We start from the raw sequence: 12,155 nt of genomic DNA, 5'->3' as shown, positions 1-12,155 counted from the left end.
GTGGCGTTCAGGAGATCGCACCAGCATCCGATGAAGGGCCATGCCCGCCGGCAATCACCGCCATCGCCTCGATTTCCACCAGCATGCCGTCCAATGCCAGGCGCGGCACCGGAATCAATGTGCAGGCCGGTTTCATTGCCGCCCCCCAGGCCTGATCGATGGCCGCCGCCCACTCACCCAACCGCTGCTGGCTGTGATCGACAATCAGCAGGGTCAGCTTGAACACATCGTTGAAGTCCGCACCCTGGACCTGCAAGGCGATACGGACATTGGCCAGCGCCTGACGAGCCTGGGCGGCGAAACTGTCGGCCAATAGGCCCTGACTGTCTTCACCGCCCTGCCCGGCCAGAAACACAAAGCGCGCCGGGGTTTCGACCCGTGCGCCATGGGAATAGCCGTTACCGGTGGGGTCGTAGAGGCCTTGCGGGTTGAACAGTTCGAATGCAGCGCGATGAGTCATGAGGGCAGCTCCTGGTGTGAAGGAGCGCGAGTATCAGACCTCAAGTTAAGTGGAGGTCAAGCGCTCGCCGCGTGCACGACCATAACCAGCAGCAGGTCAGTTCGCCAGACCATCAGTGTCCGGCACCACCGGCTGCAACTGATCGAGCAGTTCATGGACCATTTTGCGCGCATGGCCGATCAGGTGCATGCTGCCCATGGCCAGATCGCGGGGCTGGCCCTGCAGGTTATCGGCACATTCATAGGCAATCGCGGTGGCGCAGCGCAGCACGTCGTAGACCTGGTTGAGCTGCATTTCGAAGTGGTTGAGATCGTGCGCCGCAATGGGCACGGGGCTGGAAGTCGGTGGATCGGGAACGAGTTTTTTGGTCATCGCGAAACTCCTATGCACTTGAGGAAAGCACCACCCTTCGCGGCCAAGCAAATTGGTGGCAACTGCACAAGGGTTGGCCGACCGAGTCATAGGCACCTCGGCACACCCGAAGGTGTCCCTCGCACAGTTGCCATGAAGCAACACTGAGAACCAGGTCCACAGTGAATTTTATGGCACGCTGCGCCTATGAATGGTTGATCGGGCGGCCAAGCCCTGTCGCTGAAAGCAGCGACGCGGGGCAGCCTAGACAGCCCGGAGCACAGGCGCAAGCGGTCAGGATTTTCTCGGAAATTTCCTTCAAGAGAAAGAGAGGCATCTTGCAATCAGGCGGATTTTCGAGCCAGAAACCGGCCTTTTTGCCATCACCAAAGCCTACCCGCATAGCCGTCACAAAGCCATGGCCGCTGGCCTTCAACGTCGTATAGGATGCCCGCCTGCTGACAAGTAACCCTTGACATCCTCCCCGACCTGAAGGCCGGAGATTCCTACGGCGCTCAGGCGCGGCATCGAGCCGCCCCCGAGTCGCTTCGGTGGGTTCCTGCTGCTGGCGCCATGACCTCTGCGCTCACTTCACAGGCTAACCGGGCGTGTCCCGCCCTTAGTACATTCATCGCGCCAACCACATCGGCGTTGCCTTCAAAACCACATCCCACACACCTGAACAGCGCTTGCGTCTGGCGGTTGGCCGCCGACACATGGCCGCAACAAGGGCACGTGCGGCTGGTATCTCGCGGCGGCACGGCAATCAGCCAGCCGCCGCGCCACGCCAGCTTGTAGTCCAGTTGGCGGCGAAACTCGAACCAGCCCTGATCGAGGATGGCCCTGTTCAGGCCAGATTTGGCACGGACGTTTCTTCCCGGCGCCTCTGCCGTGCCTGCCGCCGACCTGGACATATTGCGTACCTGCAAGTCCTCGATACACACCATCGCGTGGTTTTGGCTGATCGTGGTAGAGCACTTGTGCAGGTAGTCGCGGCGGGCATTGCCGATGCGCGAGTGAATGCGCTGGACGCGGGCTTTCGCCTTGTTCCAGTTGCGGCTGAATCTGACCTTGCGGCTCATCGCCTGCTGCGCTTTGCACAGCGCGGTCTCATGGCGTTTGAAGCTGTTGAGGGGTGCGTAGAACGAACCATCCGAAAGCGTGGCGAACCGGGCAATGCCCATGTCGATGCCGACTGCCGCACCCTGCGCCGTGGGCTGCTCATCGATCTCGCGTTCGGTCTGGATACTCACGAACCACTTGCCACACGACTGGCTCACGGTGATGTTCTTCACCGTGCCAGGCACCTCGCGGCTGTTGCGGTAGCGCAGCCAGCCCAGCTTGGGCAGAAACAGGCGACTGTTGGTCTGGTCGAGCTTGATCTGTTTCGGGTCGGGATAGCGGAAACTATCGCGCTGCCCCTTCTTCTTGAGTCGGGGAAAGTCGGCTCGTCTGGCGAAGAAGTTGGTGTAGGCCCGTTCCAGATCCTTGAGGCTCTGTTGCAACGGGTGAACAGGCGCATCGGCCAGCCATGCGGTTTGCGTGCTATGGCGCCACTCAGTCAGCAACTTGCACAGGCCCGCATAGCCGAGCTTGTTCTCGCCTTGCTCGTGGCGCTCCTTCTGCAATGCCAGCGCCTTGTTGAAGACGAAGCGACAGGAGCCCGCAAAGCGGCGCATTTGCTGCTCCTGCCGGCCGTCTGGCATGAGTTCGTACTTGAAGGCTTGAAGTCGTTGCATACTGCTCTTGAGCCATGAGCAATGGAGACGACATTAGGCGCGGACGGCACGGTGTTTTCAAGGTGCATGCCCATGGGGTCTTTGTAACGAAATACCGCCGTATAAGGGCATCTGTGTCGCCATGTTACTTCGCATCATCCTGTGGCGGTGCGTCCATCGAACAGCAGCAGACACCCCACGGTAACCAGGGACGGCTACGCCGTCCGCGCGATCCTTCCCCGCCCTGAACGGCGGGGCTTGTCGCGCCCCGATGGTCAATCCATCGCTATTCGGCGAAGTACTCGCCTGAACAACTGACGCTGTTGCAGCGGGTCATGGCTGGGTCCAGGACCCGCCGCGAAATCATGATTGGCGGACTGACCACGAGCGATGTTGCGGGCTTGCTGAAACATCGTCTGGTCTGCGACAAATCGACCGGGAATTTACAATATGCAACCGACCCACCAAGGCAGCTGCCTGTGCGGTGCCATCCACTACCAGCTATCTGCGCCGCTCAAAGCCTTGAGCCACTGCCACTGCACGCAATGCCAGAAAGCTCATGGCGCGGCATTCGCCAGCTATGCCAGCGTGGCGCGCAGTACCTTGCTGATTGACCGGGGTGAACACCTGCTTGCCACTTACCGGTCATCGCCAACAGTGGCCCGGCAGTTTTGTTCGCAGTGCGGCTCGACGCTGTTCTGGAGCAACAGCGGCGGGCAGTTCGCGGACTGGGTCAGTGTAGCGGTGGCTACCCTGGATACGCCCCTGGAGGCCCACAAGGCGAAACACCTTTGGGTCGAGTCGCGGCCGCAGTGGCATCACACCACTGGGCTGGCGCAGCAGCCATGAGACGACATGGATGGGTTTCGGTTAGCTGATGGAGTCAGAGCGTCCAGAGTATCCCGCTGGCCTTGGCCCGCTCATGGCACAGCACCAGCACCTCACGGCGCTGGTGGTTGCTCATGCGGCTCCAGCCAGTGATTTCCTGGACGCTGCGCTGACAGCCGGTACAGATGTCGTTGTCATCCAGTGCACAGATGCTCACGCAGGGTGAACGCACCGGTTTCTCGGCAGGGGCTTCAGTATTCATCGTCATCCTGCACCACCAGATCACTGGCGTAACGCTGAGCATTGTGCACATAGTGGGCGGCACTGGCTTCGAGCATGCTCTTCTGCGCATCGGTCAGTTCGCGCACCACCTTGCCCGGCGAGCCCATGACCAGCGAGCCGTCCGGAATGACCTTGCCTTCGCCGATCAATGAATTGGCGCCGATGATGCAGTGCTTGCCGATCTTCGCGCCGTTGAGGATCACCGCGTTGATGCCGATCAGGCTGTAATCGTCGACCGTACAGCCATGCAACATGGCGTTATGGCCGATGGTCACGCCCTTGCCGATGGTCAACGGCCAGCCCTTGTCGGTGTGCATCACCGTGCCATCCTGGACGTTGCTGTCCTCACCGATATGGATCAGTTCGTTGTCACCGCGCAACACCGCGCCGAACCAGACGCTGGCGTTCTTTTCGAGGCGTACATGGCCGATCAGCGTGGCGTTGGGCGCGCTCCAGCTTTCAGGGTGGGTCTGCACACGGGCAGATCCCAGGCGGTATTTCATGGCAGGTCCTCAGGCGTTCTTGTAATAGGCGGTTCAGGAACCGGACAGCCGCGGCGGACGTTGCAGGCTGATATTGGCGTCGTACAGCACGTTGATCAGCTCGACGATCATGATCGCGGTCAGGCCCCAGATCTTGTACTCGCCATAACGATAGCTGGGTACGTACCAACTGCGGCCCTGATAGTCGATGCGGTGGGTGTGTTCGCGCACGTCCTGGCGGAAGAATTCCAGCGGCACGCTGAACACCGCTGCGATTTCACCGTCATTGGGCTGGTATTCGACAAAATCCGGGATGATGCCCACATAGGGCGTGACTTTGATGCCGTAACGGGACACGACCGGGGTCAGCGGGCCTATCACCTCCACCAGCCCTGGTGGCAGGCCGATTTCTTCGTCGGCTTCACGCAGGGCGGTGAACACCAGGTCAGGATCTTCCGGGTCGCGACGGCCACCGGGAAACGCCACTTCACCGCCGTGGGTCGACAAGCCACTGGCACGCAGGGTCAGCACCAGTTCCGGCTCGGCGCTACGGGTCACTGGTAACAGAACCGCCGCCTCAGGAAAGCGCTCATCGGTCTCCAGGACACCTGGCGTGTGACTGCCTACACGGCGAAGTAGCTCATCCAGCATGGGGAATCTCGATCGTGTTGTACCCGGCATCATGCACCAAAGCAGCGATGCGCCCAAGCCTTTGCAGGACTCTCTTCATAGCAACTGTGTATGAAAACTTGCTGACTGCCTGTACGAAAGGCCAAGATGAGCGTCGGCTTTCACTGATCGAACACCCATCATGAATTTCTGCAGTCACTGCGGCAAACCGGTCACATTGCGCATCCCCGAAGGCGACAGCCGCGCGCGCTATGTGTGTGACCATTGCCAGACCATTCATTATCAGAACCCCAACATCGTCGCTGGCTGCCTGGTGACTTCGGGCAGCAAGGTGCTGCTGTGCCGCCGCGCCATCGAGCCGCGCCTGGGCTACTGGACCTTACCGGCCGGGTTCATGGAAAACGGCGAGACCGTCGAGCAGGCCGCGCGCCGTGAAACCGTCGAAGAAGCCTGCGCCAGTGTGCAGCAGCTTTACCTGTACTCGATGATCGATGTACCGCACATCAATCAGGTGCATGTGTTCTACCGTGGTGAACTGGTCGGCGAGAGCTATGCCGCCGGGGTCGAGAGCCTGGAAGTGCGCTTGTTTGACGAAGCCGACATTCCGTGGGATGAGCTGGCTTTCATGACGGTCCGGCGTACCCTAGAATGGTTCTTCGCAGACCGGCGCGAACAGCTCTATCCTGTCCATAGTCAGGCGCTGCCCCCCTCTCGTCCTGTCCAATAATCCCAAGCCCGGCCCGCGAGCTACGCGGCCTCAGGAAAACGTCAATGCGCTGGTTGTTCGCTGTAGTGTGCCTGTCGTTCGCATCCGCCTCCCAGGCGGCTTTCACCCAGACAATCGTGCCCAAGGGCAGCGAACAGAAGATCGTTGGCGAGAAGGTGATCAACACCGGCAAATTGTCAGAGCGACGCATCGATAAGGTGCTGGTGATCAAATCAACCCGGCAACTGCAGTTGATCAGTGACGGCGAAGCGTTGAAGACCTATCGCGTTTCGCTGGGCAAGAACCCCAAGGGCACCAAGCTGCAGGAAGGCGACAAACGTACCCCTGAGGGTTTCTACTGGCTCGACTGGCGCAAGCCGAGCAACAAGTACAACCTGTCGATGCACATTTCCTACCCCAATGCAGCTGACAGCGAACGCGCCCGCAAGGAGGGCGTCAAGCCCGGCAGCATGATCATGATTCATGGCACGCCCATCGATGAAGAATACCCGGAGTGGTATTTCCATACCCTGGACTGGACAGAAGGCTGCATTGCGCTGAAGAACAACGACATGCGCGAGGTGTGGGATCTGGTGAAGGACGGGACGCTGATCGAGATCAGGCCCTGAAGGGTAGCCTGTAGGAGTGGGCTTGCTCGCGAAAGCCATTTGCCAGGCACAACATGGGCTGCGTCTGGTCCGGCTCCTTCGCGACCAAGGTCGCTCCCACCGGTGATCGACGGTCAATCGTCAGAAGTCTTCCAGCCGCCAGACCTCATAGGCTGGCGTTTCATACGGGTGGCTGAGCTTGAGCGCAGCCACTGTCGCACCTATCAGCTCGTCGGCGACGACCAGCTCGACCTTCCATTCAGCAACCTGTTCGACCACCCCGCTCTGCCCGATGAACGGCTGACTGCCGTCCAGCGGGCGGAACTGGCCTGTGCCCAGCGTTTGCCAGGCACAGTGGTCGTAAGCGCCAATGCGCCCGCCGCCAGCGGCGAAGACTGCCGCCTTCACCGGCTCCAGATGACTGGCGGGCACGAAGAAGGCGAGCTTGTACACCGGCTCAGTTCACCCAGACGCGCGCGTTGCGGAACATACGCATCAGCGCGCCGTCTTCGTTCCAGTCGTCAGGACGCCAGGAGTTCTGCACGGCACGGAAGACCCGCTCAGGGTGCGGCATCATGATGGTCACGCGACCGTCGCGAGTGGTCAGGCCGCCGATACCGCGTGGCGAACCGTTCGGGTTGGCCGGGTAGGCTTCGGTGGTCTTGCCATGGTTGTCGACATAACGCAGCGCCACGGTGCCGGACGCATCAGCCTGTTGCAGCGCATCGCTGCTGGCGAACTCCGCATGGCCTTCGCCGTGAGCGATGGCGATCGGCATGCGCGAACCGGCCATGCCCTGCAGGAAGATCGACGGCGACTCCTGGATCTGCACCAGCGCTACACGGGCTTCGAACTGCTCGGAGCGGTTACGCACAAAGTGCGGCCACAGCTCGCTGCCCGGAATCAGCTCGTGCAGATTGGAGAGCATCTGGCAGCCGTTGCACACCCCCAGGGTGAAGCTGTCGCTGCGCTCGAAGAAGCCCTGGAAGGCGTCACGGGCACGGGCGTTGAACAGCGCCGACTTGGCCCAGCCTTCACCGGCACCCAGCACGTCACCGTACGAGAAGCCACCGCAGGCCACCAGGCCCTTGAACTCGTTGAGGTCGACACGGCCAGCGAGGATATCGCTCATGTGCACGTCGATGGCGTTGAAGCCGGCGCGGTCGAAAGCGGCGGCCATCTCGACCTGCCCGTTGACGCCCTGCTCGCGCAGCACGGCAACCTGTGGGCGCACACCGGTCTTGATGTAAGGCGCTGCGATGTCTTCGTTGACATCGAAGCCGAGCTTGACGTTCAGGCCCGGATTGTCTTCTTCGAGCAGCAGAGCGAATTCCTGGTCAGCACACTCGGGGTTATCACGCAGACGCTGGATCTGGTAGCTGGTCTGCGCCCACTCGCGGTGCAGCGCGTGGCGCTGGCCGGTGAAGATCGCAGCGCCGTTGTAGCTGATCGACACTTCGTCGTTGTTGACCGGCTTGCCGATCACCGAAACGCAATCGGACAGGCCGGCAGCGCTGAACTGGGCCAGTACGCCCGCCGTGGAGTCCTGGCGAACCTGAATGACGGCGCCCAGTTCTTCGTTGAACAGGATGCCCTGCACTTCACTGGCGTTGTCGGCCAGACCATCGAGCGACAGGTGCAGACCGCAGTGACCGGCAAAGGCCATCTCCAGCACAGTGGTCAGCAGGCCGCCATCGGAACGGTCGTGGTAAGCCAGCAGATGGTTATCAGCGTTCAGGCCCTGGATGACGGCAAAGAAGGCCTTGAGGTCTTCGGCGTCGTCCACGTCTGGCGCGCTGCTGCCCAGTTTGCCATGCACCTGGGCGAGGATCGAGCCGCCCATGCGGTTCTGGCCACGGCCCAGGTCGATCAGGATCAGGTCGGTCTCGCCCTTGTCCATGCGCAGTTGCGGGGTCAGGGTCTGACGGATGTCGACCACTGGTGCGAAGCCGCTGACAATCAGCGACATCGGCGAGGTCACGCTCTTGTCGACGCCCTCGTCGCTCCAGCGGGTTTTCATCGACATGGAGTCTTTACCCACCGGAATGGTCAGGCCCAGCTCAGGGCACAGTTCCATGCCGACGGCTTTGACCGTGTCGTACAAGCGAGCGTCTTCACCCGGGTGACCGGCGGCGGACATCCAGTTGGCCGACAGTTTGATGTCGGACAGCCTGGCGATGCGCGAGGCGGCCAGGTTGGTCAGGGTTTCACCAATGGCCATGCGGCCAGAGGCCGGGGCATCGAGCAGGGCCAGCGGCGTGCGCTCGCCCATGGCCATGGCTTCACCGGTGTTGACGTCGAAGCTGGTTGCAGTCACGGCGCAGTCGGCCACCGGCACTTGCCATGGACCGACCATCTGGTCACGGGCCACCAGGCCTGTGATGCTGCGGTCGCCGATGGTGATCAGGAAGCTCTTGCTGGCCACAGCCGGGTGGCGCAGTACGCGCTGCACGCTGTCGGCCAGGTCAAGGCTGCTGGGGTCGAAATCATCGCCCAGTTCGGCTTCACGCTGTACCGAACGGTGCATGCGTGGCGCCTTGCCCAGCAGCACCTCCAGTGGCATGTCCACCGGGCTGTTGCCGAAGTGACTGTCGGTCACGGTCAGGTGTTGTTCTTCAGTCGCCTCACCGACGACCGCGAACGGGCAGCGCTCACGCTCACAGATGGCCTGGAAGCGCTCGAAGTTCTCGACGCTGACGGCCAGCACGTAACGCTCCTGGGATTCGTTGCTCCAGATTTCCAGCGGCGCCATGCCTGGCTCGTCGTTAGGCACGTTGCGCAGCTCGAAACGACCGCCACGGCCGCCGTCGTTGACCAGCTCCGGGAAAGCGTTGGACAGACCGCCGGCACCCACATCGTGGATGAAAGCAATCGGGTTGGCGTCGCCCAGCTGCCAGCAGCGGTCGATGACCTCCTGGCAGCGGCGTTCCATTTCCGGGTTCTCGCGCTGCACCGAGGCAAAGTCCAGATCAGCCGAGCTGCTGCCAGTGGCGACCGACGAAGCGGCGCCGCCGCCCAGGCCGATAAGCATGGCCGGGCCACCGAGCACGATCAGCTTGGCGCCGACCGTGATCTCGCCCTTCTGCACGTGATCTTCACGGATGTTGCCCAGACCACCGGCCAGCATGATCGGCTTGTGGTAACCGCGCACTTCGCTGCCGTGCGGGGTCTGGATGCTTTGTTCAAAGGTACGGAAATAGCCGGTCAGGGCCGGGCGACCGAACTCGTTGTTGAACGCCGCGCCACCGAGCGGGCCGTCAATCATGATGTCCAGTGCGGTAACAATGCGCTCAGGCTTGCCGTAAGCGACTTCCCATGGCTGTTCGAAGCCAGGGATGTGCAGGTTCGACACGGTAAAACCGGTCAGGCCGGCCTTGGGCTTGGAGCCGCGACCCGTCGCGCCTTCGTCGCGGATTTCGCCGCCGGAACCGGTCGACGCACCGGAGAATGGCGAGATGGCGGTCGGGTGGTTGTGGGTCTCGACCTTCATCAGAATGTGCACCGGCTCCTGCACCGCGCCGTACTGACGGGTCTCAGGGTTCGGGAAGAAGCGGCCGGCCACGCTGCCGACGATCACCGAAGCGTTGTCTTTATAAGCAGACAGAACGCCTTCGCTGTGCATCTGATAGGTGTTCTTGATCATGCCGAACAGGCTTTTTTCCTGGCTCTGGCCGTCGATATCCCAACTGGCGTTGAAGATTTTGTGACGGCAGTGCTCGGAGTTGGCCTGGGCGAACATCATCAGTTCGATGTCGTTCGGGTTGCGCTTGAGCCCGATGAAGCTGCTCACCAGGTAGTCGATTTCGTCTTCGGCCAGGGCCAGGCCCAGCTCGACGTTGGCTTGCTCCAGCGCGGCGCGGCCACCGCCGAGAACGTCGACGCTGGTCAGTGGCTTGGGCTGCGCCTTGCTGAACAGGCCATCGGCCTGTTCAAGGCTGCCGAGCACCAATTGGGTCATGCGGTCGTGCAGGACGCTGGCAATCGCCTGGGCGTCCGACTCCGCGAACTGGCCTTGTACATAAAAGGCAATGCCGCGCTCGATGCGCTGGATCTTCTCCAGGCCGCAGTTACGGGCAATGTCGCTGGCCTTGCTGGACCACGGCGAAATGGTGCCGAAACGCGGCACTACCAGAAACAGGCGACCGGCAGGCTCTTGAACCGGCACGCTCGGGCCGTACTTCAGGAGACGGTCGAGCACCTGCTGTTCCTGGTCGCTCAGGGCGCCGGTGACTGCAGCGAAGTGAGCGAATTCGGCGTACAGGCCACTGACAGCTGAAACTTTTTGTTTCAGTTGTTCCAGCAATTTGCTGTGGCGGAAAGCAGAAAGGGCAGGAGCACCACGCAGGATCAACATCGTCGGGACAGCCTCGGGAAGGGGGGTGTACTTTGAGGCCACGCATTCTAGCCTAAAGCGACATTTCTGGCACCCAAAACGGCTACACGGCATGCGCCCGGATGTCACGGGCTGCCAAAAAGCCCTTTTGCTTATCAGACACGAGCTTTGCTGTCGATATATGGCGCCGGGTGCGCTTTGCGTATACTGCGCCAATGTTCTCCCGACCTGATTTTCGCACTCGTTGCGTCAGATGGCTCATCGCAACCGGACTCTTCCTGATGCTCGGCGCCTGTGTGGATAAACCCAACACACTGGAGCGAGTCAAGGAGGATGGCGTCCTGCGCGTCATTACCCGCAACAGCCCGGCCACTTATTTTCAGGACCGCAACGGCGAAACCGGCTTCGAATACGAGTTGGTGAAGCATTTCGCGGACGATCTGGGGGTGAAACTGCAGATCGAAACCGCCGACAGCCTCGACGAACTGTTCGACCAGATGAGCAAGCCCGGCGGCCCGGTGCTGGCCGCTGCCGGCCTGATCGAGACGCCGAACCGCAAACAGCAGGCGCGCTTCTCGCATCCGTATCTGGAAGTCACCCCACAGGTGGTGTACCGCAACGGCCAGTCACGACCGACCGACCCCGCCGACCTGGTGGGCAAGCGCATCATGGTGCTCAAGGGCAGTAGCCATGCCGAGCAACTGGCCGAGATCAAGAAACAGTTCCCGGCCCTGGACTATGAAGAGTCCGATGCGGTTGAGGTGGTCGACCTGCTGCGCATGGTCGATGAAGGCCAGATCGACCTGACCTTGGTCGACTCCAACGAACTGGCGATGAACCAGGTGTATTTCTCCAACGTGCGGGTTGCCTTCGACCTGGGCGAGACCCGCAAGCAGCGCTGGGTCGTGGGTCCGGGCGAAGACAACAGCCTGCTTAACGAAATCAACGCGTACCTGGTCAAGTCAGAGAAGAACGGCACGCTGCAGCGCCTCAAGGACCGTTACTACGGGCACGTTGACGTACTGGGTTATGTCGGCGCGTATACCTTCGCCCAGCACTTGCAAGAGCGCTTGCCCAAGTACGAAAAGTTCTTCAAGACCTCAGCCAAGAAAGAAGAAGTCGACTGGCGCCTGCTGGCTGCCATTGGTTATCAGGAATCGCTGTGGCAGCCCACGGTGACGTCCAAGACCGGCGTACGCGGCCTGATGATGCTGACCCAGAACACCGCCCAGGCCATGGGCGTGTCCAACCGTCTCGATGCCCGGCAGAGCATTCAGGGCGGCGCCAAGTACTTTGCGCTGGTCAAAGAGCAACTGAGCGAAGTGCCGGAGCCTGATCGCACCTGGCTGGCCCTGGCAGCCTATAACGTGGGTAGCGGGCACCTGGAAGATGCGCGCAAGCTGGCGGTCAACGAAGGGCTGAACCCCAACCGCTGGCTGGACGTGAAGAAAATGCTGCCGCGCCTGTCGCAGAAGAAGTGGTACAGCAAGACTCGCTACGGCTACGCCCGTGGTGGCGAGCCCGTGCATTTCGTAGCCAACATCCGGCGTTACTACGACATCCTGACCTGGGTGACCCAACCACAACTGGAAGGTAATCAGGTCACCGAGGGCAGCCTGCACGTGCCCGGCGTGGACAAGACCCCACCGCCGGCACAACAGCAACAGCCTGGCTCCTGATCGCCACTTTTCGCCTGAAAAAGATAATCCACCGCCTGACACAAAACCTCGTAGGGGCCGCTTTAGCGGCGAAGGCTT

At 61.4% G+C, this 12,155-nt stretch carries 12 protein-coding genes; 4 read left to right on the top strand and 8 right to left on the bottom strand.

The features are described from left to right. Window positions 1-7 precede the first annotated feature (7 nt). From PSCI_RS15420 to PSCI_RS15410, 3 genes are all read right to left on the bottom strand, one after another. Window positions 8-460, bottom strand: a complete 453-nt coding sequence (locus PSCI_RS15420) for a RidA family protein (RefSeq protein WP_045488463.1) — start codon at window positions 458-460, stop codon at window positions 8-10. A 96-nt stretch (window positions 461-556) separates the two neighbouring features. Further along, the gene (locus PSCI_RS15415; RefSeq protein WP_144403258.1) at window positions 557-832 is read right to left on the bottom strand and encodes a DUF6124 family protein; all 276 of its coding nucleotides are present in this window, start codon (window positions 830-832) and stop codon (window positions 557-559) included. Window positions 833-1,326: 494 nt separating this feature from the next. Next, window positions 1,327-2,550, bottom strand: coding sequence for an RNA-guided endonuclease InsQ/TnpB family protein (locus tag PSCI_RS15410; RefSeq protein WP_045488460.1), 1,224 nt, complete (start codon window positions 2,548-2,550; stop codon window positions 1,327-1,329). A gap of 429 nt (window positions 2,551-2,979) precedes the next feature. On the opposite strand from PSCI_RS15410, the gene PSCI_RS15405 reads away from it, so the two are divergent. Next, window positions 2,980-3,378, top strand: coding sequence for a GFA family protein (locus PSCI_RS15405; RefSeq protein WP_045488457.1), 399 nt, complete (start codon window positions 2,980-2,982; stop codon window positions 3,376-3,378). 34 nt (window positions 3,379-3,412) lie between these two features. Here the strand turns inward: PSCI_RS15405 and PSCI_RS15400 are convergent, their stop codons facing one another. The 3 genes from PSCI_RS15400 to PSCI_RS15390 are packed head-to-tail and all read right to left on the bottom strand — an operon-like array spanning window position 3,413 to window position 4,772. Continuing rightward, entirely contained in the window at window positions 3,413-3,619 is a 207-nt protein-coding gene (locus PSCI_RS15400; RefSeq protein ID WP_045488454.1) for a DUF1289 domain-containing protein, read from the bottom strand. Further along, complete coding sequence (locus PSCI_RS15395) at window positions 3,609-4,142, bottom strand: gamma carbonic anhydrase family protein (protein ID WP_045488451.1); 534 nt, start codon at window positions 4,140-4,142, stop codon at window positions 3,609-3,611. Before PSCI_RS15395 ends, PSCI_RS15400 begins: the two co-directional genes overlap by 11 nt. A 33-nt stretch (window positions 4,143-4,175) precedes the next feature. After that, a complete protein-coding gene (locus tag PSCI_RS15390; RefSeq protein WP_045488449.1) occupies window positions 4,176-4,772 on the bottom strand; it encodes a CoA pyrophosphatase in 597 nt (198 codons plus the stop codon). A gap of 160 nt (window positions 4,773-4,932) precedes the next feature. Here PSCI_RS15390 and PSCI_RS15385 point away from each other — a divergent pair, with 160 nt between their 5' ends. Together PSCI_RS15385 and PSCI_RS15380 are read left to right on the top strand one after the other, a co-directional pair. Next, on the top strand, window positions 4,933-5,478 hold the full coding sequence (locus PSCI_RS15385) for an NUDIX hydrolase (RefSeq protein ID WP_045488446.1): 546 nt from the start codon (window positions 4,933-4,935) through the stop codon (window positions 5,476-5,478). A 44-nt stretch (window positions 5,479-5,522) separates the two neighbouring features. Further along, complete coding sequence (locus PSCI_RS15380) at window positions 5,523-6,086, top strand: L,D-transpeptidase family protein (protein ID WP_045488443.1); 564 nt, start codon at window positions 5,523-5,525, stop codon at window positions 6,084-6,086. Window positions 6,087-6,206: 120 nt separating this feature from the next. On the opposite strand, the gene PSCI_RS15375 is transcribed toward PSCI_RS15380, so the two are convergent. Together PSCI_RS15375 and purL are read right to left on the bottom strand one after the other, a co-directional pair. Continuing rightward, a complete protein-coding gene (locus PSCI_RS15375) occupies window positions 6,207-6,518 on the bottom strand; it encodes a Nif3-like dinuclear metal center hexameric protein (protein ID WP_045488440.1) in 312 nt (103 codons plus the stop codon). Between the two features lie 4 nt (window positions 6,519-6,522). Next, window positions 6,523-10,419, bottom strand: a complete 3,897-nt coding sequence (gene purL, locus PSCI_RS15370; RefSeq protein WP_045488438.1) for a phosphoribosylformylglycinamidine synthase — start codon at window positions 10,417-10,419, stop codon at window positions 6,523-6,525. Between the two features lie 194 nt (window positions 10,420-10,613). Here purL and mltF point away from each other — a divergent pair, with 194 nt between their 5' ends. Continuing rightward, window positions 10,614-12,077: a membrane-bound lytic murein transglycosylase MltF gene (gene mltF, locus PSCI_RS15365; RefSeq protein WP_052483407.1), complete on the top strand. Its 1,464-nt coding sequence runs from the start codon at window positions 10,614-10,616 to the stop codon at window positions 12,075-12,077. Window positions 12,078-12,155 lie beyond the last annotated feature (78 nt).

Origin of the sequence: Pseudomonas sp. StFLB209, assembly GCF_000829415.1 — a bacterium.
Taxonomy (GTDB): Bacteria; Pseudomonadota; Gammaproteobacteria; order Pseudomonadales; family Pseudomonadaceae; genus Aquipseudomonas.
Note: the sequence above shows the minus strand (reverse complement) of the source record. Positions and strands in the feature narration are given on the sequence as shown.

Bases quoted from the DNA above. Each gene is read 5' to 3' on its own strand.
- PSCI_RS15385 (WP_045488446.1), top strand. From the start codon at position 4,933: ATGAATTTCTGCAGTCACTGCGGCAAACCGGTCACATTGCGCATCCCC.
- PSCI_RS15405 (WP_045488457.1), top strand. From the start codon at position 2,980: ATGCAACCGACCCACCAAGGCAGCTGCCTGTGCGGTGCCATCCACTAC.
- mltF (WP_052483407.1), top strand. From the start codon at position 10,614: ATGTTCTCCCGACCTGATTTTCGCACTCGTTGCGTCAGATGGCTCATC.
- PSCI_RS15420 (WP_045488463.1), bottom strand. From the start codon at position 460: ATGACTCATCGCGCTGCATTCGAACTGTTCAACCCGCAAGGCCTCTAC.
- PSCI_RS15380 (WP_045488443.1), top strand. From the start codon at position 5,523: ATGCGCTGGTTGTTCGCTGTAGTGTGCCTGTCGTTCGCATCCGCCTCC.
- PSCI_RS15390 (WP_045488449.1), bottom strand. From the start codon at position 4,772: ATGCTGGATGAGCTACTTCGCCGTGTAGGCAGTCACACGCCAGGTGTC.
- purL (WP_045488438.1), bottom strand. From the start codon at position 10,419: ATGTTGATCCTGCGTGGTGCTCCTGCCCTTTCTGCTTTCCGCCACAGC.
- PSCI_RS15395 (WP_045488451.1), bottom strand. From the start codon at position 4,142: ATGAAATACCGCCTGGGATCTGCCCGTGTGCAGACCCACCCTGAAAGC.
- PSCI_RS15400 (WP_045488454.1), bottom strand. From the start codon at position 3,619: ATGAATACTGAAGCCCCTGCCGAGAAACCGGTGCGTTCACCCTGCGTG.
- PSCI_RS15415 (WP_144403258.1), bottom strand. From the start codon at position 832: ATGACCAAAAAACTCGTTCCCGATCCACCGACTTCCAGCCCCGTGCCC.
- PSCI_RS15410 (WP_045488460.1), bottom strand. From the start codon at position 2,550: ATGCAACGACTTCAAGCCTTCAAGTACGAACTCATGCCAGACGGCCGG.